The sequence below is a fragment of the Flavobacterium sp. genome, from assembly GCF_032153895.1.
Classification (GTDB): Bacteria; Bacteroidota; Bacteroidia; order Flavobacteriales; family Flavobacteriaceae; genus Flavobacterium.
In genome coordinates this window covers 19,036-42,536 of sequence record NZ_JALDYN010000007.1, presented here as the reverse complement: position 1 = coordinate 42,536, position 23,501 = coordinate 19,036, and the positions used below count along the sequence as shown (strand labels likewise).

General features: G+C 37.4%; 18 protein-coding genes. 11 read left to right on the top strand and 7 right to left on the bottom strand.

The annotated features are described in order from the left end of the window. The first annotated feature begins 70 nt into the window (after window positions 1-70). A complete protein-coding gene (locus RUH60_RS04455) occupies window positions 71-724 on the top strand; it encodes a PorT family protein (RefSeq protein WP_313805841.1) in 654 nt (217 codons plus the stop codon). A gap of 35 nt (window positions 725-759) precedes the next feature. On the opposite strand, the gene gltX is transcribed toward RUH60_RS04455, so the two are convergent. Next, window positions 760-2,271 carry a glutamate--tRNA ligase gene (gene gltX / locus RUH60_RS04450; RefSeq protein ID WP_313805839.1) on the bottom strand — a complete coding sequence of 504 codons (1,512 nt, stop codon included), beginning with the start codon at window positions 2,269-2,271 and terminating at the stop codon, window positions 760-762. 788 nt (window positions 2,272-3,059) lie between these two features. Here gltX and RUH60_RS04445 point away from each other — a divergent pair. From RUH60_RS04445 to RUH60_RS04420, 6 genes are all read left to right on the top strand, one after another. Then, window positions 3,060-6,368, top strand: a complete 3,309-nt coding sequence (locus RUH60_RS04445) for a DUF4175 family protein (RefSeq protein WP_313805837.1) — start codon at window positions 3,060-3,062, stop codon at window positions 6,366-6,368. Further along, a complete protein-coding gene (gene ybeY / locus RUH60_RS04440) occupies window positions 6,361-6,780 on the top strand; it encodes an rRNA maturation RNase YbeY (RefSeq protein WP_313805835.1) in 420 nt (139 codons plus the stop codon). The genes RUH60_RS04445 and ybeY overlap by 8 nt, the downstream gene beginning before the upstream one ends. Before the next feature lie 44 nt (window positions 6,781-6,824). Then, on the top strand, window positions 6,825-8,702 hold the full coding sequence (gene mnmG / locus RUH60_RS04435) for a tRNA uridine-5-carboxymethylaminomethyl(34) synthesis enzyme MnmG (protein WP_313805833.1): 1,878 nt from the start codon (window positions 6,825-6,827) through the stop codon (window positions 8,700-8,702). A gap of 140 nt (window positions 8,703-8,842) precedes the next feature. Then, window positions 8,843-9,697 carry a class I SAM-dependent methyltransferase gene (locus RUH60_RS04430; protein ID WP_313805831.1) on the top strand — a complete coding sequence of 285 codons (855 nt, stop codon included), beginning with the start codon at window positions 8,843-8,845 and terminating at the stop codon, window positions 9,695-9,697. Between the two features lie 244 nt (window positions 9,698-9,941). Further along, window positions 9,942-10,514: an OmpH family outer membrane protein gene (locus RUH60_RS04425; RefSeq protein WP_313805944.1), complete on the top strand. Its 573-nt coding sequence runs from the start codon at window positions 9,942-9,944 to the stop codon at window positions 10,512-10,514. A gap of 58 nt (window positions 10,515-10,572) precedes the next feature. Next, entirely contained in the window at window positions 10,573-12,846 is a 2,274-nt protein-coding gene (locus RUH60_RS04420) for a helix-turn-helix domain-containing protein (protein ID WP_313805829.1), read from the top strand. Window positions 12,847-12,885: 39 nt separating this feature from the next. Here the strand turns inward: RUH60_RS04420 and RUH60_RS04415 are convergent, their stop codons facing one another. The 3 genes from RUH60_RS04415 to RUH60_RS04405 are packed head-to-tail and all read right to left on the bottom strand — an operon-like array spanning window position 12,886 to window position 15,004. Then, window positions 12,886-13,443, bottom strand: coding sequence for a hypothetical protein (locus tag RUH60_RS04415; protein WP_313805827.1), 558 nt, complete (start codon window positions 13,441-13,443; stop codon window positions 12,886-12,888). Window positions 13,444-13,455: 12 nt separating this feature from the next. Continuing rightward, window positions 13,456-13,851, bottom strand: coding sequence for a DoxX family protein (locus RUH60_RS04410; protein ID WP_313805825.1), 396 nt, complete (start codon window positions 13,849-13,851; stop codon window positions 13,456-13,458). A 4-nt stretch (window positions 13,852-13,855) separates the two neighbouring features. Continuing rightward, on the bottom strand, window positions 13,856-15,004 hold the full coding sequence (locus RUH60_RS04405) for a DNA polymerase III subunit delta' (RefSeq protein WP_313805823.1): 1,149 nt from the start codon (window positions 15,002-15,004) through the stop codon (window positions 13,856-13,858). A 142-nt stretch (window positions 15,005-15,146) separates the two neighbouring features. On the opposite strand from RUH60_RS04405, the gene RUH60_RS04400 reads away from it, so the two are divergent. From RUH60_RS04400 to RUH60_RS04385, 4 genes are all read left to right on the top strand, one after another. Continuing rightward, window positions 15,147-16,334 (top strand): phosphoglycerate kinase, encoded by a 1,188-nt coding sequence (locus RUH60_RS04400; protein WP_313805821.1) that lies wholly within the window; start codon window positions 15,147-15,149, stop codon window positions 16,332-16,334. 101 nt (window positions 16,335-16,435) lie between these two features. Then, window positions 16,436-18,313 (top strand): LysM peptidoglycan-binding domain-containing protein, encoded by a 1,878-nt coding sequence (locus RUH60_RS04395; protein ID WP_313805819.1) that lies wholly within the window; start codon window positions 16,436-16,438, stop codon window positions 18,311-18,313. A 30-nt stretch (window positions 18,314-18,343) separates the two neighbouring features. Beyond that, complete coding sequence (locus RUH60_RS04390; protein WP_313805817.1) at window positions 18,344-19,330, top strand: DUF4837 family protein; 987 nt, start codon at window positions 18,344-18,346, stop codon at window positions 19,328-19,330. After that, complete coding sequence (locus tag RUH60_RS04385) at window positions 19,327-19,779, top strand: GNAT family N-acetyltransferase (RefSeq protein ID WP_313805815.1); 453 nt, start codon at window positions 19,327-19,329, stop codon at window positions 19,777-19,779. Before RUH60_RS04390 ends, RUH60_RS04385 begins: the two co-directional genes overlap by 4 nt. On the opposite strand, the gene RUH60_RS04380 is transcribed toward RUH60_RS04385, so the two are convergent. Genes RUH60_RS04380 through RUH60_RS04370 form a run of 3 tightly spaced genes read right to left on the bottom strand, consistent with a single transcriptional unit; the run spans window position 19,780 to window position 23,428 of the window. Next, window positions 19,780-20,670 (bottom strand): OmpA family protein, encoded by an 891-nt coding sequence (locus RUH60_RS04380; RefSeq protein WP_313805813.1) that lies wholly within the window; start codon window positions 20,668-20,670, stop codon window positions 19,780-19,782. 6 nt (window positions 20,671-20,676) lie between these two features. Further along, window positions 20,677-21,489 (bottom strand): OmpA family protein, encoded by an 813-nt coding sequence (locus tag RUH60_RS04375; RefSeq protein WP_313805811.1) that lies wholly within the window; start codon window positions 21,487-21,489, stop codon window positions 20,677-20,679. A 4-nt stretch (window positions 21,490-21,493) separates the two neighbouring features. Beyond that, the gene (locus tag RUH60_RS04370) at window positions 21,494-23,428 is read right to left on the bottom strand and encodes a KUP/HAK/KT family potassium transporter (protein ID WP_313805942.1); all 1,935 of its coding nucleotides are present in this window, start codon (window positions 23,426-23,428) and stop codon (window positions 21,494-21,496) included. Window positions 23,429-23,501 lie beyond the last annotated feature (73 nt).

The window sequence follows — 23,501 nt, the reverse complement described above, 5'->3', positions numbered from 1 at the left end:
TACGCAAGATTGCTAAAATTGTTACAAATACTTTAAAAATAAGTTTACATTTGCCGAAATTTTTAAACAAATGAAAAAAGCCCTCAGTTTACTATTTGCTTTATTTTCAATGGTTTCAATCGCACAACACGGCTATCGTGACGGAAACCGTATTGGAATTTACGGCGGTGTTAATCATACGTCTTTATTTACTTCGGATTTCAATACCAAACCCGAATTAGGCTGGTCTGCCGGAATGCAGGTTCGAGGAAATTACTACAACGATTTCAGCATGATTTTCGGAATGCAGTTTTCGGAAAATAATTTTTCAGTGGAAACAACTTCACCTTTATTGCAAAAAGAAGACGTGAAATGTAAAATCATGGGTGCTCAAATTCGCTTATTATTGAGTTATAATTTAGTGAAAGACCATGTTTCGTTAGATTTTGGTCCGGTGTTGCAAATCAACGACAAGATAAAATTTCAGGACAAATATAAAAACAATGTCTTGACGGAATCTGCTTTAACGGTTGATCAAATTAAAGAGATTACCAAAATCAACGGTAATATTTATGTAGGTATAGCTGCCGGAAACCGACGTGTTCGTGCTTTGATCAATTACCAATATGGTGTCAACAATATTTTGAATAATCTGAATAAAGAAGATGATTTAAAACTTTTAAACGGAGGAAGTTTCAAAGGTAATATTGGCGTGATAACGGGTCAGGTGTTATTCAACTTATAATAAAAAACGCTCCGCAAATGGAGCGTTTTTCTTTTTTATAAACTTGCAATCGCTTTTTGCAATCGCTTAATCGTTTCCTCTTTTCCGATCATTTCTACGATATCAAAAAGATGTGGTCCTTTCAAAGCGCCAACCAAACTCAAACGGAACGGCTGCATCACTTTCCCCATTCCAATTTCATTTTTCGTCATCCAGTCTTTGACAATGGTTTCGATGTTTACGGAAGTGAAATCATCAATATTTTCTACTACCGAAATCAATTGCTGCATCAAACCTGGCGTTTCTTCTTTCCAGTTTTTAGCGGCTTTTTCATCATAAGAAGTTGGCGCTACAAAAAAGAAATCACTCAATTCATAGAAATCCGTTACAAAAGTAGCGCGTTCTTTTACCGAAGCTACTACTTTGGTTACATAAGTCATATCAGTTGTAATTCCTTGTTTCTGAAGCATCGGAAGAAATTTTTCAGCCAACGAAACATCCGATTGTAGTTTCAGATAATGTTGGTTGAACCATTTGTTTTTTTCCGGATCAAATTTTGCACCGGCTTTATGGACGCGGTTCAAATCGAATTTTTGTACCAATTCTTCCAACGAAAATAATTCCTGATCGGTACTGTCGTTCCAACCTAATAACGCTAAAAAGTTGACCACTGCTTCCGGAAAGAAACCTTTTTCACGATAACCAGATGATGTTTCACCAGAAATCGGATCGGTCCAATCTAATGGAAATACCGGGAATCCTAATTTATCACCGTCGCGTTTGGATAATTTTCCGTTGCCTACCGGTTTTAAAATTAATGGTAAATGTGCAAATTCCGGAGCTTCCCAACCAAAAGCTTTGTATAACAATTCATGTAATGGGAGAGAAGGCAACCATTCTTCCCCGCGAATTACATGGGAAGTTTCCATTAAATGGTCATCAACGATATTCGCCAAATGATACGTTGGCATCCCGTCACTTTTAAACAATACTTTATCATCTAATAAATTGGTATCGAATTTAATATCGCCACGAATGATGTCTTTTAAATGTAAAGTTTCATTCACAGGTGTTTTGAAGCGGATTACATATTCTTTACCGTTAGCGATACGTTCAGCTACTTTATCAGCCGCAACTGTTAAAGAATTGTCTAAATGTTCGCGAACCGTATGATTGTAAATGAATGTTTTTCCTTCTTCTTCTGCATTTTTTCGCAACTGATCCAAATCATCAGCGGTATCAAATGCGTAATACGCCCAACCGGAATTAATCAACTGGTCGGCATATTGTTTGTACAAGTCTTTGCGCTCGCTCTGACGGTATGGTCCGAATTTTTCGTTTTTACCTACAGTTTCATCCGGTGCGATGCCTAACCATTCCAAAGCTTCCATAATATACGTTTCGGCTCCGGGAACAAAACGGTTCTGATCGGTATCTTCTATTCGCAAATAAAAAGTTCCGCCGTGTTTTTTAGCAAACAAATAATTAAATAAAGCAGTACGAACACCACCAATATGTAAAGGTCCGGTTGGACTAGGTGCAAAACGCACACGTACAGGTCTGGCCATTTTTTAAAATTTTAAGCAAAGATACTTTTAAGTTTAGAGTTACACCTTTTAGGATTACAGTTTTTTTAAAAGATTTGCTATTATCAACAATTGTTAATTTTCGTAAAGGTTGTATAACTGCTTCATTTTAAAAGAGATGCTGCATATTTAGCTTTAAAAAGGAATTCTAATAATGGAAAAATTAACAGTAAAATTTAAAAAACTGATACTAATTTAACAGCAATAATTAGGAATGTTAATTAAAAATAAAGAATCGCTGAAATACAGGCTTTTACCGATTAACAACTTTTGTTAACAACTTTGGATAGAATCTGACAACTGTTTTTGGGTTACTATTCTTTTTTTACTAATCAAAAATGAGATTGAAAAAAGCAAGGGATGTTTTTAAAATTTCTTTAGAATTTATCAAATGTATTTTTGGATTTATTAACATAAAATTTAGAGTTTACTTATTCATACTTTCCGCTTAAACCGAATTGTAAACAACTGTTGATAACTTAAAATTTACATTTGATTTACAATAAATTAGTGCTAAATAAACCTGTTGATAATTCGGTATAAAAAAGCATAAGTAAACTTCCTACTGGTTTTCAATAAAGTTATTTCTACTATTAACAGCTAATAATAATCAACAAAAAAATTAAATTTTAAATTTCTTCTTTTTTATTTATTTAATGATTGTTGAAAACAAGTGTCTTCCAAAAATTAATTTGGAGTTTAACGAATTTTAAAGTTTTGGATTGGCTTTAAAATTGTAATTTTATCGGTTATAAGCTAAACAGCAGATTTTGGAAAACAAAAATGTCATCTTTCAGAAACTGGAAGCCTTTATCAAGAAGTTCTATACCAACGAATTACTCAAAGGTACGTTGCTTTTTATTGGTTTAGGCTTATTGTATTTTCTGGCCACTTTGCTCGTGGAACATTTTCTATGGCTACAACCCAAAGGGAGGACCGTGCTGTTCTGGCTTTTTGTTGGTGTAGAAGTTTTTCTGTTGTTCCGATTTATTTTGTTTCCGATTTTTAAATTGTTCAAATTACAAAAAGGAATCAATTATACCGAAGCTTCTCAAATCATCGGAAATCACTTTTCAGAAGTAAGCGACAAACTGACGAATTTCCTGCAATTGAATTCCCAGGAAAATCCTTCGGAACTTTTGGTAGCTTCTATTGAACAGAAAGCCGCTAATTTAAAGCCAATTCCATTTAGTAATGCTATTAATTATAAGAAAAATTCGAAGTATCTTCCGTATGCAGTTTTTCCACTTTTAGTACTTTCTGCTTTTCTTTTTAGTGGTAATTCGAATGTGATTACTCAAAGTTTCAGTAGAGTTGTGCATTATCAAACCCAATTTTCTCCGCCAGCTCCTTTTTCGTTCGAACTGGTGAATCCTATTTTAACTTCAGAACAAGGAAAAGACTACTTATTACAAGTAAAAACGGTTGGAAAAGTAATCCCGGAAAATGCACTGATTCGAATTGGCGAAGAAAGTTACTATTTAGAATCCGTTCAACCCGGAGTGTTTCAATATCGTTTTGAGAAACCGGTGAAAGATGTTGCTTTTCATTTGGAAGCCAATTCTGTAAGTTCCAAAGAGTATACCTTGGAAGTAGTTGCCGTTCCTACCATCGTTAATTTTGAAATGGAATTGCGTTTTCCTTCTTATTTACATAAAAAAAGTGAAATCATTCAAGGAACGGGAAATGCTATAGTACCCGAAGGAACACAAGTGATTTGGAAAATGAAAGCTTTGGCTACCAGTTCCGTTCAGTTGGCATCGGATAAAACAATCATGAATTTCAAACCATCCGAAACAGGTTTTGAATTAGCTAAAACTATTTTACAAAATACTGATTATCAAATTATTACTTCCAATTCTAAAGTAAAGAATTATGAAAAATTACAATACCAGTTGAGTATTGTAAAAGATCAGTATCCGACTATTGCCGTTGAAACTGCTCCGGATTCGCTTCGTTTAAAAAACAATGTAATTATTGGAAAAGTTTCAGATGATTACGGTTTGACGAAATTACATGTTGTCTTTTTTCCGAAAGACAAACCTAACGAGTTGCGACGTGGTTCTATAGCTGTTAAAAATGCTGCTTTCGATCAGTTTGTCTATGCTTTTCCAAGTGGATTGCAAATTCAGCCTGGTGTGGATTATGATTATTATTTTGAAATTTTCGACAATGATGCAATTCATAATTTCAAAAGTGCTAAATCATCGGTGTTTTCACATCGCGAATTAACGGAACAAGAGCAAGAACAACAGAATTTACAAGAGCAGAATTCGAATATCAACAGTCTTGAAAAATCGATTAAGAATCAAGACAAGCAGTTATCAGAATTGGATAAACTGCAAAAGATGGGAAAAGAGAAAACGAATTTAGATTTTAAAGATCAGAAAAAAGTACAGGATTTTATCAACCGTCAGAAACAGCAGGATGAGTTGATGAAAGAGTTTTCTATAAAATTAGAAGAAAATTTAGAGCAATTCAATCCGGAAAAGAAAGACGAATTCAAAGACGAACTTTTAAAACGTTTGGATAAAAACGAAAAGGAAATTGAAAAGAACGAGAAGCTTTTAAAAGAATTGGATGAATTAACCAAGAAACTAAAAGAAGAAGAACTCTTTGAAAATGTTGATAAACTGAAGCAAAATACTAAAGATCAAACTAAAAGTTTAGAGCAATTGGTAGAGTTGACCAAGCGTTTTTATGTAGATAAAAAAGCGGAACAAATCGCCAATAAGTTGGATGAATTATCTAAGAAAGAAGATAAACTTTCTGAAAGCAAAGACAACAATGCTAAAGAACAAAACGAGATCAACAAACAATTTGAGGATATTCAGAAAGAGTTGCAGGAGTTGGATAAGGAAAACGAAGAGTTAAAAGCTCCGATGGATATTCCGAATGATAAGCAAGAGCAAGAAGATATTCAGAAAGATTTAGAAAAAGCTTCCGACGAATTACAAAAACAAAATGCTTCAAAAGCCAAACCGAAGCAAAAATCAGCTGCTCAAAAAATGCAGCAAATGAGTCAGAAAATGCAAGCTTCGATGGAAAGTGGCGATATGGATCAAATGCAGGAAGATGTCAAAATGTTACGTCAGATTTTAGATAACCTTTTAGCGTTTTCTTTCAGTCAGGAAGATTTGATGAATAATTTTAAATCAACTACGAATCGCGCCGTTGGTTTTAATAAGTTTTTAAAGAAACAACAAGATTTAAAAAATCAGTTCAAACATATTGATGACAGTCTTTTTGCTATCTCGCTTCGCAATCCTAAAATATCAGAATCTATTACGAAAGAAGTGGGTAACGTGCAATACAACGTCGATAAATCCATTGATAATTTTGCGGATAATAACATCGGTAAAGGGGTTTCACATCAGCAATATACGATAACTTCTTCCAACAGATTAGCCGATTTTTTAAGTGATGCAATGAATCAGATGCAATCGGAAATGATGATGCAGATGCAAGGTCAGGGCCAAGGGAAAGGAAAACCAAAACCTGGTCAAGGTCAAGGAATGCAGTTACCGGACATTATTAAAAAACAAGAAGGTTTGTCTCAAAAAATGAAAGACGGGATGAAACCTGGAGAGCAACAAGGTAATAAACCTGGCGAAAAGAATCCGGGACAAAAAGGGGGTCAACAAGGGCAAAATGGTGAGGATGGAGAAGGGGATGCTGGTCGCTTATTAGAAATCCTTAAAGAACAGCAACAATTACGCGATGCTTTACAAAAGTCTCTTGAGAAAAATGGCATGGGCGGAAGTGGTCAGAATGCTTTACAACAGATGAAAGATATCGAAAAGCAATTGTTGAATAAGGGTTTTAAAAATGAAACCCTTCAGAAGATGCTGAATTTAAAACATGAACTTTTAAAATTAGAGAAAGCCATTCAACAACAAGGGGAAGAAAACAAAAGACAATCGCAAACCAATAAAAAGGATTTTCAAAGTCAAGGATTGCCAATTTCACCTGCTTTAAAAGAATATTTAAACAGTGTTGAAATATTAAACCGACAAAGCTTACCTTTGCGCCCGAATTTTAATCAAAAGGTGCAAACCTATTTTAAATCAAATGATTAGTTTTAATTACGAAACCGACTTTGCGTTGGAGAATGAAGCTGCGTATGAAAATTGGATTTCACGCGTAATTGACTCTGAGAACAAAGAATTGGGTGAGATAAGTTATATCTTCTGCGACGATGAATATTTACATAAAATCAACGTGGAGTACCTTAATCACGATGATTTAACTGATATCATTAGTTTTGATTATTCTGAAAGTAATATCTTACATGGAGATATTTTTATTTCTATAGAAAGAGTTAAGGATAATGCTACTGATTTTAAAGTTGCTTTCGATGACGAATTAAAACGTGTTATCATTCATGGTATTTTGCATTACTGTGGATACAAGGATAAGTCAGATGTAGATGCGCAATTAATGCGTAGCAAAGAAGATGAAAAAGTTACAATGTTCCACGTGGAACATTAATTAAAAAATAAAGTTTGAAACAGTAAAATGTTTCACGTGGAACAATGAGTTTATTTCAAGATGTATATGATGTAATTGTAGTGGGAGCGGGTCATGCTGGTTCGGAAGCTGCTGCTGCTGCTGCCAACATGGGCTCAAAAACATTATTGGTTACAATGAGTTTGCAGAACATTGCCCAAATGTCTTGTAATCCTGCTATGGGAGGAATTGCAAAAGGACAAATTGTTCGTGAGATTGATGCGTTGGGTGGTTATTCCGGAATTGTTTCCGATAGAACAGCGATTCAATTCAAGATGTTGAACAAATCCAAAGGTCCTGCGATGTGGTCGCCACGAGTGCAATCGGATCGTATGCGGTTCGCTGAGGAATGGCGAACCATGTTGGAGCAAACTCCCAATCTTGATTTTTACCAGGAAATGGTTTCCGGTCTTTTAACCGAGAATGGAAAAGTTACTGGAATTCGAACTTCGTTGGGAATTGAAATAAAAGCTAAATCGGTGGTATTAACCAACGGTACTTTTTTAAATGGTTTGATTCACATCGGAGAAAAACAATTCGGTGGAGGTAGAGCTGGAGAAAGTGCCGCGTATGGAATTACGGAAGATTTAGTAAAATTAGGTTTCGAAGCCGGACGTATGAAAACCGGAACCCCACCACGTGTTGATGGTCGTTCGTTGGATTATTCTAAAATGGAACCACAACCGGGAGATACAAATCCAAATAAATTCTCTTATTTAGGACTTACCAAACCGCTTTCGGTGCAACGCGATTGTCATATGACCTATACTTCGGAATTAGTCCACGATTTATTACGTGAAGGTTTTGATCGTTCGCCGATGTTCAACGGTAGAATCAAAAGTTTAGGACCACGTTATTGTCCGTCTATCGAAGATAAAATCAATCGTTTCGCAGATAAGGAACGTCATCAGTTGTTTGTAGAACCGGAAGGATGGAATACAGTTGAAGTTTACGTAAACGGATTTTCTACTTCGTTACCAGAAGATGTGCAATACAAAGCTTTGAGTTCTGTGGCTGGTTTTGAAAAAGTAAAATTCTTCCGTCCTGGTTATGCGATTGAATACGATTATTTTCCACCGACGCAATTGAGACATACTTTAGAAACGAAATTAGTCGAAGGTTTATATTTCGCGGGACAGATTAACGGAACCACTGGTTACGAAGAAGCGGCATCCCAAGGTTTGATGGCCGGAATCAATGCTTCGCTAAAAGTACAAGGCCGTGATCCTTTCATCTTGAAAAGAAACGAAGCCTACATCGGTGTTTTAATTGACGACCTAATTACCAAAGGAACGGAAGAACCCTATCGTATGTTTACTTCCAGAGCAGAATACAGAACTTTACTTCGTCAGGACAATGCGGATTTCCGTTTGACACCAATGGCATATGAAATTGGTTTAGCCAAAGAAGACCGTTTGCGCACCATGGAAAAGAAACGCGATGAATCGGATGCTTTTGTAACATTCTTCAAAGAAACTAGTGTGAATCCGAAAGAGGCTAATCCAATTTTAGAAGAAAAAGGTTCTTCACCTATGGTTCAACCCGATAAAATGTTCAAAGTTTTTTCCAGACCCCAATTGGAATTGGAAGATATTTTGCGTTTCGAAGAGGTTCAAAAATACATTCAGGAAAATAACTTAGAGGAAGAAGTAATAGAGCAAGCCGAAATTCAAGTGAAATATTCGGGGTACATTGAAAAAGAAAAAAACAACGCCGATAAATTAAATAGGCTGGAAGATTTAAAAATCCGTCCGGACTTCGATTATGATTTGGTCAAATCCATTTCGCATGAAGCCCGTGAGAAACTGAAAAAAATCAAACCGGTTACCATTTCGCAAGCATCGAGAATTTCCGGAGTTTCACCAGCGGATATTTCAATTCTTCTAATTCACATGGGAAGATAATATGTTTACAGTCCCAGTCTCAGTGAGCTGATTTTTATTGTTTACTGCATACTGAACACTGAATATTAGAAATGTTCCACGTGAAACTACGGTGCGAAGCCTTATCAATAAAGCGATTAGTAAAAAAATAAAATATATTAATGCAATTTTCAACCGAAAACGTTTTTATCCAAGTTAAAGATCATTCCGTATCTGGCGAGCAGTTTGAATTGCTTTTGGATGAAGAATTACAATTACTGAAAACCCATCCGCAGCCCACTTTGGAAAAACTTCCGAGTTATTACGAAAGCGATGATTATATTTCACATACCGATGGAAAACGTTCGTTGTTTGAAAAAGTGTACCATATTATCAAACGGAAAGCCATCCGTGATAAAGTTACTTTAATTACCAAACAGCAACCAAAAAAAGGAAGCTTATTAGATATCGGAGCCGGAACCGGAGATTTTTTATCCGAAGCCAAAAATCAAGGTTGGTCAATTACCGGAATCGAACCTAACGAAAAAGCCAAGCAAAGCGCCATTGCAAAAGGAGTTAATTTTGCAGCAAATTTAGAAGCTTTAGAAAACCATTCGTTCGATGTGATTACGATGTGGCACGTTTTAGAACACGTTCCGGATTTGGAAAAACAAATTCAGGAATTGAAACGATTGCTGAAACCCTCAGGAACAATTATTATCGCCGTTCCTAATTTCATATCGTTTGACGCGCAACATTACGGAAAATTTTGGGCGGCTTATGATGTGCCTCGTCATTTATGGCATTTCTCTAAAACGGCCATTGAAAAACTTTTTAATAAAGAAGATATTGAATTGAAGAAAGTTTTACCGATGGTTTTTGATAGTTTTTATGTATCGCTTTTATCCGAAAAATACAAAACTGGAAAAATGAATTTCTTTGCCGGATTTTGGATCGGTTTGCGCTCTAATATAAAAGCAAAGCAAAATTTAGAGTTTTCTTCGCATATTTATGTATTAGAAAACGCTAAAAAGTAAAATAAAACGATTCTTTAAATGATTTTAGACTAAAACATCAGATAATAATGCTTGTTTTTTAGAATGGCTTAAATCGAATTTATGAACGCTTGTTTTAATAATCGAATTTTATATTATATTTTTAAACGATAAATAATATTTATTATATAAAATAAGAGGATAAAGTTGTGAAATTCTGCTGAAAATTAGCATCTTTGACTTCTTGTTTAAAAAATTGAATTTTTACAAATAAATTTTAATGAAAATGAAAAAAGTGATTTTACTTTCCATGGTTACTTTAGCCATGATTTCTTGTAATAAAGAAACACAAGCTGTTGAAAAAGTTAAAACGGCTTATATCGATACTTCAAAATTGTTGGAAGAAAATAACGAAGCGAAAGATATCGAAGAAAAATACAAAGTGAAATCCGAAGAAATGGGTCGCGAATTGCGTGCCGAAGCAAGTCGTTTTCAAAATGAAGCTGCTTCTTTCCAACAAAATGCTATGGCAAAAGGTCAGGCTTGGGCTCAGGCAAAAGGTGCTGAATTGCAAAAACGCGAGCAGGAATTAGGCATGAAACAACAAGCGATGTTACAAACTTTACAGCAAGAAAGCGGTAAAGAAATGGACAGTTTGGTAAAACGCATCAAAGATTACGTAAAAGATTACGGTAAGAAAAACGGTTACGATTACATCTACGGAACAGGAGATGCTGCTACGGTTTTATATGCTAAAGAAGCTTACGATATCACAACAACCATTTCTAAAGAACTGAACGACAAGTATAAAGGTTCTGAAAAGAAAGAAGAAGCTCCGAAAGAAGAAGCAAAAAAATAATGAAAAGCCCTCAACCGAGGGCTTTTTTTATACCTTTACTTTTTAAACTATACGCCACGTGGAACAAATTTTATCACCCGCCGATTACACTTTACGGTTCATCAACCAAACCAATCAATCTATTTTTCTCACCGGAAAAGCCGGTACTGGAAAAACCACTTTACTGCGAGAAATCCTTAGCTCGACGCATAAAAATACTATTGTTGTAGCTCCAACTGGGATTGCAGCGCTGAATGCCGGTGGCGTAACCATCCATTCGATGTTTCAGTTGCCGTTTGCCACTTTTCTTCCAGATGCCAAAGATGTTCCCGCTTTCACAGATACTTTACGGTTTGAAAATCAGGTGTCTTTAACCCGACATTTTAGTATGAATGCGACCAAGCGCTCGGTGTTAAGAAACCTTGAATTATTGATTATTGACGAAGTCAGTATGCTGCGAGCCGATGTGTTGGATGCCATGGATTTTATGCTTCGGAAAGTACGTCATAACGAACAGCCTTTTGGTGGCGCACAGGTTTTATTTATAGGGGATTTATTACAATTACCACCCATTGTGAAGCCGGAAGAATGGTTCCATCTCAAAAAATATTACGCCGGAATGTTTTTCTTTCATTCGCATGTGGTGCAGCGTTTTCCGCCGTTGTATATTGAATTGGATAAGATTTACAGACAAACGGACGACCGATTTATTTCGGTTTTGAATCACCTTCGGAACAATCAGATTGCAAAAGAAGATGTTGCTGTTTTAAATCAATTTGTACAGCCGGATTTCGATTTCAAAACTAACAAAGGTTATATCACACTCACGACGCATAATGCCAAAGCCGATGCGATGAATGCCGATGCTTTGCAGGAATTGAACGGAAAAAAATACACCTTTCTGCCAGAAATTGTAGATGATTTTCCCGAGAAAATTTTCCCAATTGATGAAAAACTGGAATTGAAAGTAGGCGCACAAGTCATGTTTGTCAAAAACGATCTGTCGTTTGAGAAGCGCTATTTTAACGGAAAAATGGGCGTAATTAAAACTTTATCGGAAAAAGAAATCATTGTATTCTTTCCAGAAGAGAACCAATCGATCGAAGTAGAGCGCTACGAATGGCAGAACATCCGCTACAAAGTCAATCAGAATACGAAGGAAATCGAAGAAGAGCTTTTAGGCACTTTTACGCACTATCCAATTAAACTGGCCTGGGCGATAACTGTTCATAAAAGCCAAGGTTTGACATTCGATAAAGCTGTGTTAGATGTAAGCCGGGTTTTTGCCCCCGGACAAGCCTACGTAGCACTTTCCCGTTTACGTTCGTTAGAAGGGCTTATTTTGCTCTCTCCGCTCAAATTGAATGGCATTGCTTCCGATGAAGAAGTGTTGCAATATGCGAATCAGAAAGCGACTACGGCTGTTTTGGAGCAGTCACTATCGGTAGAAACCAAAAAATTTATTCTTAAGAGTTTGATTTTCAGCTTCGATTTTAAAAATGTAACTCAGGAATGGCGTAATCATCTCTACAGTTACAATCAGGAAGCACCAAAATCGCCAAAACGCAAACATCAGGAATGGGCGAAGAGCAATTACGAAAGTTTGGCAGCATTGGAAAATCCGTCTGAGAAGTTTCAGAGTCAGCTGTATAAATTGTTTTTAACGGATCCAATCGATTTTGAGTTCATTCGTCAGCGTGTTGAGGCGGCCTACGATTATTTTTTCAAACCTTTAGATTTACTGGTGGAAGAATTGTTGCTGAAACTGGAAGAAATCAAACGGACCAAAAAAGTAAAAACCTTCTATGAAGAACTTTTGGTGTTGGAAGAATGGCAGATTAAAACCGTTTTACAGCTGAAGAAAATCAAATTGCTCATTCAAATTGTTTCGGAAGGTAAAACCATTTCCAAAGACAATTTAAAACTGGAAGAAGCGAACTATTACAAAATCAATAAATTGGTTACCGTAGCCGAACGTTTTCGTCAAGAACACGCTACTTTAGTGGAAGCAGAGGAAGACGCGTCCTATTACGGAGACGCTATAAAAAAACCAAAAGCGCCCAAAAAAGCCACCATCGAAGAAACGTTAGAACTTTGGAAACAAAACTTATCCATACATGAGATTGCAAAACGACGCAAACTTACAGCGGGTACGATTTTTTCACATTTTACGAAACTCATTCAGCAAGATATGGTCGAATTGTCCGATTTACTTCCGGAAGAAAAATTGTCGGCCTTACAGAAAGCGTTTAAAAACTATGAAGGTGAAAGTTTAGGTGAACTCAAAGATCAACACGGCGATGCGTTTACCTGGGACGAATTGCGATTGTATAAGGCGAGTTTGGGAAAGTAAACCAAACGTTATTACTTTATGTTCAATCCCTAAGAAGATTTAATCTGCCCAAATGCCTTTTTCTACCTCAATTTTCATTTTTTTAAAGATAGTAGCCAATTCTTTTTGAAAGTATTCGTTGCTTTTCTCATGGCTTAGATGCAGGAAAAACATATCGTTACGATGGTAGTCTACATTTCCTTGCGCATCAGTAGTTATGGTATGTACTTGGTCGTCCGACTCGGTTTCAAAAATAATATTGATGTCTTTGATAATGGTTTTGATGTTTCGGATATCCACTTCCTGTTTTTCAATAAAATATTCGGAACCGTAAGGATCTTTCTTTTTGATGGTAACGCTTAAAATAGGCAATTTGGTTTCGGCAATTTCTGTTGGATCATTTGGATTGGAAGGTTGAACATAAACTCGTACAACACTGTCGCGAATCGTGTAATACTCAACGACCTCGAATTGGGTTCCGTAATAATCATCACCTAATTTTTTTTGAGCTTCCACTTCTTTTTTCAACGCATCATTCAATGTTTTTATAAGGGTTTGTTGTTGCGAAAATCCCAAAACCGAAAAGAAAAGTAAAATTTTTAAAAAGGTAATCTTCATAGGATAAATAGATTACAACCAATACACCGCCAAAACAGCCGGAATAAAGTAAATTACAATCGTTCTGGCGCCATCATAATCTTTGGCGATACGCTGTCCAAACAAAAGGAAAAGCAATGTTACACACGACATTACACCGCCGTACAAACCGAACTCGCTGCGGTGTCCTTCTGTAAAGAAAATTTGAAGCGCACCTACCACACATAAAACGCCAGAAATCACTTCGGTAATTAAAATTAGTGCCAATGAAGCCGGCACCTGATTACGGATGAAGGTTTGCGAAAAATGACCTTTCAACCATTCTACATTGCCTTTCCAATCGGCTATTTTATCGTATCCGGATTGTAAAAACGTGATGGCTAAAAAAATCAGAATAATCGATACTGCGTAAATTTGATTCGGTAACATAAGTTTATTTTTTATGAATTAAACGGGTTAGTTTGATGGATAAATCGGTTAAAATAATTTTCGCGTTGCCGTTGCGTTCGATATGGTAAATTGCATCGGACAATTCCTGAAAAATCTCGTTGATGTTGTTGCCGTTCACAAAAGGTGCAAAATTTTCCAACTTGAATTTATCGACTGTCGGTTCAATATACACTAAAGATGGCGATTGGTAATTCAGCAACAAGGCCTGACGGAACATTTCCACGCAAAAATGTAAAAACTGCTTTTGCGCTTCCCGACCGATGCCGGCAATTTCTTCGCTCCAAGAAGTCAGATCTAAAATGGCAGCTGCATTTCCTTTGGCACGAAACGCCGCGCGAACCCATTGTACAAACCATTCTTCAAACGGAAAATCGTTTTGTTCTTTTTGGATAAGTTGCAACGCTCTATTGTAATTCCCTTGTGCCTGATGTGCGATTTTCATAGCCTGCTTTTCGTCCAGCTGTTCACGGGAAAGCAAAGCTTCGGCGATTTCACTTTCGGGTAAACCTTTGAAATCCAAAACTTGACAACGCGACAAAATTGTTTGCATGATGTCGTCCGGATTTTCGGTAATCAGTAGAAAAACGGTTTTCTGCGGCGGTTCTTCAAGAAGTTTCAAAAGTTTATTAGAAGTCGCGATGTTCATTTTATCGGCCATCCAAATAATCATGACTTTGTAACCGCCTTCGTAGGCTTTCAGGGAAAGTTTTTTGACGATGTCCTGCGCTTCATCAACGCCAATCTGACCTTGTTTGTTTTCTACGCCTAAGAATTTCAGCCATTCAAATAAACTACCATAAACATTTTTGGAAATAAATTCCCGCCATAACGGAAGAAAATTATCACTTACCGGATGACTTTTCACTTCGCTGGTAGTGGCTACCGGATAAACGAAATGTAAATCAGGGTGTGAAAAATGTTCAAATTTTAGATTGCAGGCTTGGTTGCCACCGGAATTTTCTCCCGAAACATTCGAACATAACAGGTAACGGGCATACGCAATTGCCATTGCCAATGTCCCTGAACCTTCCGGCCCCACAAACAATTGAGCATGTGGAATGCGACCCGAATCGGCACTTTTGGTCAAATGACTTTTAAGATGGTGTTGCCCTAAAATTTCCTGAAATAGCATAAAGCAAAGATAACAGAAAGTTCCAAAGATTAAAACGGATTCTAAATTGTGAATTTGCTAAAAAAGAAGTCAAAAAAATGCCAAAAACAGAAAAATAGTATATTTGCGGATTAAAGTATAACTATTCAACAAAATAACACCAATGAAAACTCTTAACGATTTTAATTTTTCAGGTAAAAAAGCCATCATTCGCGTCGATTTCAACGTGCCGTTAGACGAAAATTTCAACGTTACCGATGCGACCCGAATTGAAGCCGCAAAACCCACGATTGATAAAATTTTAAAAGACGGAGGCAGTGTTATTTTAATGTCGCATTTAGGACGTCCGAAAGGGGTTGAAGAGAAATATTCGTTAAAACACATCGTTACCAAAACGATGGAAGTGTTAGGCGTTCCGGTTAAATTTTCCTCCGATTGTATCGGAGAAGTTGCCGAAGTAAACGCTGGAGTTTTACTACCTGGAGAAGTATTACTTTTAGAAAACTTACGCTTTTACGCAGAAGAAGAACAAGGCGATGTAGCCTTTGCTCAAAAATTAGCCAAATTAGGTGATATCTATGTAAATGATGCTTTCGGAACAGCGCACCGAGCACATGCTTCCACTACAATTATTGCACAGTTTTTTCCGGAAAACAAATGCTTTGGAGCGTTGTTGGCCAAAGAAATTGAGAGCTTGAATAAAGTCTTGAACAATTCTGAAAAACCGGTTTTAGCCGTATTAGGTGGTTCTAAAGTGTCTTCTAAAATCACGGTAATTGAAAATATTTTAGATAAAATAGACCACATGATCATTGGCGGCGGAATGACTTTTACCTTCATCAAAGCGTTGGGCGGTAAGATTGGAAATTCCATTTGTGAAGACGATAAAATGGAATTGGCTCTTGAAATTTTAGAAAAAGCCAAAGCTAAAAACGTTCAGATTCATTTACCGGTGGATGTGGTTGCTGCGGATGCTTTTTCCAACGAAGCCAATGTTCAAATCGTTGATGTAAATAATATTCCGGACGGCTGGCAAGGTTTGGATGTTGGGCCAAAAACGTTAGAAGCTTTAAAACCAATTGTTAAGGGATGTAAAACCATTTTGTGGAACGGTCCACTGGGTGTTTTCGAATTGGAAAAATTCGCCGAAGGAACAATTACTTTAGGAAATTTTATCGCCGAAGCAACAAGTAACGGTTCGTTTTCGTTAGTAGGTGGTGGCGACTCTGTGGCCGCGGTGAAACAGTTCGGTTTAGAACCTAAAATGAGTTACGTTTCTACAGGTGGTGGCGCGATGTTGGAGATGTTGGAAGGAAAAACTTTACCAGGTATCGCAGCGATATTACGTTAAAATTTTATATTTTAACAATATTTTTAAACATTATCAGTTATTAGCTATTATGTTTGCAACCGACGTAAGAGATTGAATGATAACGGATTAAACAACTAAGAATGAACAAAACCAAAGTATTTACCTTTGTTTTCGGCTTCTTATCCTTGGCCATGACGGCTCAGGAAACGGCAGAAAACCAAGAGCAAATTCAACAGCTCCCAAAGCTATCGTATCTCGACTCTATTAAAGCAACGTTCGTAAATCACGAAACCAGCAACTGCATTGATGAAATGTGGATGAAGGAATTGAGCAATCAGGAATTGTATGACAACATGCAGGCTGATATTGCCAAAGTAGATTCCGATGAATTGGTTTCCTATAATTTAGACACTCAGCTTTTAAAAGACCGTCTGGAAAAACTGAACCAGAAATCGCCTTTCAATGTGGAATACAATCCGACTGTTGAGAGTGTTATCAAATCATTTTTGAAAAACCGTTCTGATGCTTTCGAGCGTTTGATGGCGTTATCCGAATACTATTTCCCAATGTTCGAAACGCATTTGGCGAAGTACGATTTGCCGTTAGAAATTAAATATCTGGCGATTGTGGAATCGGCTTTGAATCCGTTGGCAAAATCGAGAGTTGGCGCCAGTGGTTTGTGGCAGTTCATGTACCAAACCGGAAAGCAGTATAATTTAGAAGTGAATTCGTATGTGGATGAGCGTTACGATCCGTTAAAATCGACGGAAGCGGCGTGTCAGTACTTCACGAACATGTATAAAATTTTTGGTGATTGGGATTTGGTTTTAGCTTCGTATAACACCGGTCCTGGAAACATTGCCAAAGCGATTCGCCGTTCGGGCGGACATACCAATTACTGGAACATCCGCAAATACATGTACAAAGAAACGCAAGGTTATTTGCCGGCTTTCTATGCAACGATGTATGTGTACGAATACAAAAAAGAACACGGAATTACTCCAAAAAGAGCGCCATTAACCTATTTCGAAACCGATACGGTGATGGTGAAAAAACAAATGTCGTTCAAGCAGATTTCCGATTTATTGGATATGCCGGAACAACAACTGCGCTTTTTAAACCCGATTTACAAGCGAGATGTAGTGCCATTCGTATCCGATAAGCCACATTTCCTGCGTTTGCCAAAAGACAAATTAGCTGTTTTTACTTCTAACGAACAAAAAGTGTACGCTTATATCGATTTTGAAGACAGCAAACGCGAAAGACAAGATTATTACACCAGAAAACCAAAAGCAGTTCTTTCTTCTGATTCTACCGCTGTAGCTTTCAACGATGCAACTGATGAAGATGTGGAAACACGTACCATCACAAAAATGCGTACCAAATACCATACGGTAAAACGCGGTGATAATCTTTCGGAAATTGCGGATAAGTACAATGTAAGCATCGGTGAATTGAGAAAGTGGAACCGTATCAAAGGTTCTGGAATCAACGCGGGTCAGAAACTTAAAATCCAATACGAAAGCAAAGTTCAGGTAGCAGTTGTCGATAAAGTGATTAAGAAGAAAAAAGCCGATACCCTTAAACCTTCGGAACCTAAAATTAAAGTGGATCAGTTAAAAGAAGCTGACGTTGAAAATGCAGTAGCCGAAACTACTTATGTGGTTCAAAAAGGAGATAATCTTACCCAAATCGCTGTAAAAAACAATTTAACAGTGGCGGAATTGCGCGAGTTGAACAAGTTGGAAAACGACAACATTCAGTTAGGGCAAAAATTAGTGGTTAAAACCATTGAAAAAGAAGAAGCCGTTGCCGAGACTTCTGCGAAAGAAGCTAAAGCCAAAGAACAGCGTAAAAAAGAATACGAAAGAATCAAAGAATATGTTGTTCAGAAAGGCGATTCTTTAATGAGCATCTCTAAAAAACATCCGGGAAGTTCTGTTGCGGAGATTAAACGTCTCAACAACATCAAAGGAGACAACATCCAACCGGGTCAGAAACTGAAGATTCAAGGATAATTTCTTAAATTCGCTTTTCAAACGTTACTTGTGAGAAAAGCGAATTTTTTTTTCGGGCTGTTGCTGTTGCTTTTTTGTTTGTCGTGTACTTCTAACGAGAAACAGAGTGATTTGCGTTTGCCGGAAGCCCACGGGAAAATCAATACGATTTCTGTCATCATGGACGATGTGCTTTGGAACGGCGAAATCGGGGATACGTTACGCAAAAAACTAGCCGCTCCGGTCGATGGGCTTCAGGACGAAGAACCGTTGTTTACCATTAATCAGTATTCCCCAAAAATTTTTGATGCCTCGGTTAAAAATAGTCGTACGCTGATTGTTGTATCGAAATCCGATATTCCACAGTTTAAACATGTCGAAAATCAATATGCCTTTCCGCAGAATGTGTTTTATATTTCCGGATATACGTCTTCCGAAATCATCCGCACGATAGAATTGCACGCGAACACCTTGGTTTCAAGTCTGAAATATTATGAAATCATCGAAAATCAACGCTTAAATGCCATTACTCCGTTCAATGATAAATCGATAAAAGAAGCTTTCGGAATTACTTTGCAATTGCCCAACACGTTTCAGTATGCAATCCGGAATAAGGATTTCTGTTGGCTGAAAAAAGATGTACCTTCCGGGAATTTGAACCTGTTGTTGTATAAAATTCCGTTTTCTTCCTTTTCTGAGAACGATAATTTGGCTCAAAAAATTATTGACATCAGAGATTCTGTCGGACGAAAATATGTAAAAGGCCTGTACAACAATGCCGGCATGATTACCGAAGAAAGTTATGCGCCTTATTTTCAAAAAATCAGATTAGACCACAAAACTACTTACGAAACACGCGGAACCTGGGAATTGGAAAATGGTTTTATGAACGGCCCTTTTCTCAATTATGTGATTGAAGACCCAACGAATCAGTGTTATCTTATCGCTGACGGTTTCGTTTATAATCCTTCCAGCGCGAAACGAGATTTTGTTTTTGAATTGGAAGCCATCATTAAATCCATACACTTTTTAAAATGAATCAAGAAATAGAATTTAAAATAAAGCGATTTAAAGAACTTTCTTCGGTTGAAGTGTATCAAATACTGCAATTGCGTTCTGAAGTGTTTGTAGTGGAGCAGAATTGCGTTTATCAGGATATTGATGGCAAAGACGAGAAAGCACTTCATCTTCTTGGCGTGTTTGATGGTAAAATTGTGGCTTATGCACGTTTATTTGACGCAGGCGATTATTTTGAACAAACGTCTATTGGTAGAGTTGTGGTGAGTCTGAAACATCGCGATAAAAAGTGGGGGCATTTGTTAATCGAAGAAGCAATACAGGGAATTGTATCTCGTTTTAATGAAACCAAAATTACGATTTCAGCCCAATTGTATCTGCAAAAATTTTATGAAACGCACGGCTTTGTACAAACGAGCGAAATGTATCTGGAAGATGATATTCCGCACATCGAAATGCGACGTGGTTAGTTAATTGATGCTCGTAATGGCGATTTCTACGCGTTTGTTGTTGCGCTCTTTTTCGCCTTCCAATGGGAAATCACGACCGTAACCTTTAAAGGTCATGCGCTCTTCGGGAATTCCATTGGCCAGTAAATATTTGTAAATAGCTTTGGCACGGGATTCCGATAAGTTGTTGATGCCGGTATCTTCATCGACTGCATCACGAAAATAATCGGTATCGATGCAGCACACATGGCCTTGAATCTCAAATTTAAAATTCGGGTTGTCCTGTAATTCCTTTAGTAATTTTTCAAGCTGTTTCTCTGATTTACGCAACAAAACGGCACGTCCGCCTTCGAAATATAAATCTTTCAGTTTGATGATATCGCCCACTTTCAAAGGTTTGTCCTGAAAGGTTTTCAAGCGCAACTGACGGTTCACCAATTCGACTTTCGTCGGCAAGGAATCCTTTGGTTTACTCAAGTCGATATAATCGTTGTGGAAGTATTCTAAATAAATATCTACACGACGGTTTAAGGTTCTGGTTGCGTCCAATTCGTCGGCATTCAATTCGGTAATACGCAAATCGATTTTTCCTTTTCCTTCGACGTTTTTCTGTTTAGAAGCGATTTCTTCCAAAATATCTTCAACCGTTTTGGCGCGACGTTGGGAAAGTAAACGGTTGTATTCGATAGAACCTCGGTCATCGCAAAAGCCTTCCAAACCAATAGAAAGGATTACGATATCCCCTAAACTTGCTACGTAGTCTTTTAGCTTCTGATCTTCGATATCGGTCAGCTTGTGCTTGTCGAAATCAAAATACACAGAATATTTATCCGTTTTGACTTTCGTTAATTCCGCCTGAGCAAAACTCATTGATAGGGTTAAAAGCAATACTAGGGTAAGTAATTTTTTCATTGGCTTTTACATCTTGGTAATCAAAAATTCTACTCTTCGGTCCTGTTCGGAGCCATTGCCTAAAGGCTGGGTGTTCCCGTAGCCTTTAAAACTCATACGGCGTTTGTCAATTCTTTTGGCAATCAGATATTTGTATACAGCTTGTGCGCGATTGTGCGACAAAGCTCTTTTTTTAGTGTCTTTATCAATAGCTTCTTTTTGAAAAGTTGGCGTACAGCAAATGTGCCCCTGAATCTCAAAATGAATGTTTTTGTATTTGTGTAAAAATCTTGCGATTCGGTCTAATTCTACTCGGGCTTTGTGTGTTAAAACACTGCGTCCTTTTTCGAATAAAATTTTATCAAAACAAATGCGGTCCCCTACCACCATATCGTTTTTCAAATCATTGTAAACTCCAGGAATTGGGATGATTGGCGCCGGTTTAAAGTTCATCACAACGTCAACACGTCTGTTTTTTTGACGAACTTCCGGAAGGTTTTCCACAATATCATCTTCAATCAAAATACGGCCTTTGCCTTCAATAGTTACGATGATTTTATTCTTGATGCCCTTTTCAATCAATTTGGTTTTGATGGTATTGGCTCGGTTGCTTGAGAGTTTGTAATTGTACGCGTCTTTACCGCGATCATCACAATAGCCATAAATCTGGATGCTTTCAATTCGGGTCGTGTCAATGTTTTTAACAAAGGAATAGACATCATTGGCTTGTTTGTCATCTAAATTGAATTTATCAAACTCAAAATACACAGAATGCACGACTTCTTCCTGAGCACTCAGTAAATTGAAAGCAAATAAAAAGATAAAGGCTAATTTTCTCATGACTTTAATGAGATTTTGGTTCGTTAATACGATTCAAATTGATTTCATCTGGCGGGTGAATCACAATCGGATATTGCTCTACTTTTACCGAACTGCTGTCCAAACCAAAAGCCGCTTCTTCCGACAAACTGATTTTTTTCAGGAAGTAGTAAATATCCAATACGATGCGTTCGTACCAAGGGAAATCGTTATCGTACGACAGAATTTTTTCAATTAAAACGAATTTAAAATCTCCAATAACGTTGTTTCGGTTTAAAGATTCGTAACGGCTGGTAATATCCACTTCGCCGTTTTTTACCAAATCCTGCACCACTTTTTTGAACAGCAAATTAATACGCGGTGCCACACGGAAGCCCAAATAAAAATCCACACGGATGATGTCGTCTTTCATTACTTCGCGAACGCGGTATTCCATTTCATACGGTTCGTCGGTTACATTGACGTGAACAAACCAATATATATCAGCACGTTTTGGTCGTTTTTGCAGAATGGAGTATACGACTTTCGATTCGATTTCATCACTAATATTCGCATTGGTCATGTACACCAAATGGGTAGCATATTTCGGAATGGAAAGATCGTTGCTTAATTCGGCAATAACGGTTTTGAAGTTGTCCAGTTTGACAAATTCGGTATAATCTTTTCTGATTTTTTTCGCCGTGAACCAAATCACCATGATGAAAGCCAAGAAACCGGCAATGAAAACAGAAACGTATCCGCCATGCGAGAATTTCTCAATATTGGCCATGAAGAACGAAATCTCAATCGACAAATACATTAGCAATACCAAGATGATGAATATCGGATTGTAACGCTTTAACACCATGAAGAACCCTAATAAAATGGTTGTCATGATCATACACAATACAATCGCTAAACCGTAAGCGGCTTCCATGTTTCCGGATTCTTCAAAATGCAATACGATGAACACACAACCAATGAACAACAACCAGTTGATGGACGGAATATACAACTGTCCTTTCATGTCGGTTGGGTATTTTACGCGCACTTTTGGCCAGAAATTCAAACGCATTGCTTCCGAAATCAAAGTAAACGAACCACTGATTAACGCTTGCGATGCAATTACCGCAGCCGCTGTTGCAATAGCAATTCCGAACGGTAAAAACCATTCCGGCATTACCAAATAGAATGGGTTTCCAGGGTTGCTGGCGTTACCACTTAAATCAGTTAACGAGCTTCCTTGATGTGAAATTAAATAGGCGCCTTGTCCGAAATAATTCAACACCAACATCGCTTTCACGAAAATCCAACTGATGCGGATGTTCTTAATCCCACAATGGCCTAAGTCACTGTACAGCGCTTCTGCTCCGGTTGTACACAAGAAAACGTATCCTAAAACATAAAATCCTTCGTGGTGAATCTGCAACAAATGAATGGCATAATACGGATTGAATGCTTTTAAAATTTCAATATTGCCTACCAAATGAACCACTCCCAAAGTTCCCAACATTCCAAACCAAAGCAACATCATTGGTCCGAAGAATTTTCCAACCAACTTGGTTCCGAAACGCTGAATGAAGAACAATACAAAGAGTATCGCAATTACAATCGGAATCGTGTTCAACTCCGGATTATAGGTTTTCAATCCTTCAATAGCCGAAGAAACGGAAATCGGCGGCGTGATGATTCCATCGGCCAACAAGGCACTTCCCCCAATAATGGCGGGTACAATCAGCCATTTTTTCTTCAGTTTTTTGACTAAGGTGTATAAGGAAAAAATTCCACCTTCCCCTTTGTTATCAGCACGAAGCGTTAAGATAACATATTTGAAAGTGGTCTGAAGGGTTAAGGTCCAGAAAATACAGGAAATAGCGCCTAAAACGATATCATGGTCAATCGCCTGTTTGCCAACGATGGCTTTCATTACGTAGAGCGGAGAAGTTCCGATATCCCCATAGATAATTCCAAGGGTAACCATTAGACTTCCAAGGGTAACTTTATTCAGATTGTTGTGGGTTGAACTCACTTTTGTAAAATTTTAAATCACAAAA

What these genes read in the sequence shown, in the direction of transcription:
- RUH60_RS04455 (WP_313805841.1), top strand. Translation starts at nt 71, where the DNA reads ATGAAAAAAGCCCTCAGTTTACTATTTGCTTTATTTTCAATGGTTTCA.
- gltX (WP_313805839.1), bottom strand. Translation starts at nt 2,271, where the DNA reads ATGGCCAGACCTGTACGTGTGCGTTTTGCACCTAGTCCAACCGGACCT.
- ybeY (WP_313805835.1), top strand. Translation starts at nt 6,361, where the DNA reads ATGATTAGTTTTAATTACGAAACCGACTTTGCGTTGGAGAATGAAGCT.
- mnmG (WP_313805833.1), top strand. Translation starts at nt 6,825, where the DNA reads ATGAGTTTATTTCAAGATGTATATGATGTAATTGTAGTGGGAGCGGGT.
- RUH60_RS04430 (WP_313805831.1), top strand. Translation starts at nt 8,843, where the DNA reads ATGCAATTTTCAACCGAAAACGTTTTTATCCAAGTTAAAGATCATTCC.
- RUH60_RS04425 (WP_313805944.1), top strand. Translation starts at nt 9,942, where the DNA reads ATGAAAAAAGTGATTTTACTTTCCATGGTTACTTTAGCCATGATTTCT.
- RUH60_RS04415 (WP_313805827.1), bottom strand. Translation starts at nt 13,443, where the DNA reads ATGAAGATTACCTTTTTAAAAATTTTACTTTTCTTTTCGGTTTTGGGA.
- RUH60_RS04410 (WP_313805825.1), bottom strand. Translation starts at nt 13,851, where the DNA reads ATGTTACCGAATCAAATTTACGCAGTATCGATTATTCTGATTTTTTTA.
- RUH60_RS04405 (WP_313805823.1), bottom strand. Translation starts at nt 15,004, where the DNA reads ATGCTATTTCAGGAAATTTTAGGGCAACACCATCTTAAAAGTCATTTG.
- RUH60_RS04400 (WP_313805821.1), top strand. Translation starts at nt 15,147, where the DNA reads ATGAAAACTCTTAACGATTTTAATTTTTCAGGTAAAAAAGCCATCATT.
- RUH60_RS04395 (WP_313805819.1), top strand. Translation starts at nt 16,436, where the DNA reads ATGAACAAAACCAAAGTATTTACCTTTGTTTTCGGCTTCTTATCCTTG.
- RUH60_RS04385 (WP_313805815.1), top strand. Translation starts at nt 19,327, where the DNA reads ATGAATCAAGAAATAGAATTTAAAATAAAGCGATTTAAAGAACTTTCT.
- RUH60_RS04380 (WP_313805813.1), bottom strand. Translation starts at nt 20,670, where the DNA reads ATGAAAAAATTACTTACCCTAGTATTGCTTTTAACCCTATCAATGAGT.
- RUH60_RS04375 (WP_313805811.1), bottom strand. Translation starts at nt 21,489, where the DNA reads ATGAGAAAATTAGCCTTTATCTTTTTATTTGCTTTCAATTTACTGAGT.
- RUH60_RS04370 (WP_313805942.1), bottom strand. Translation starts at nt 23,428, where the DNA reads ATGGTTACCCTTGGAATTATCTATGGGGATATCGGAACTTCTCCGCTC.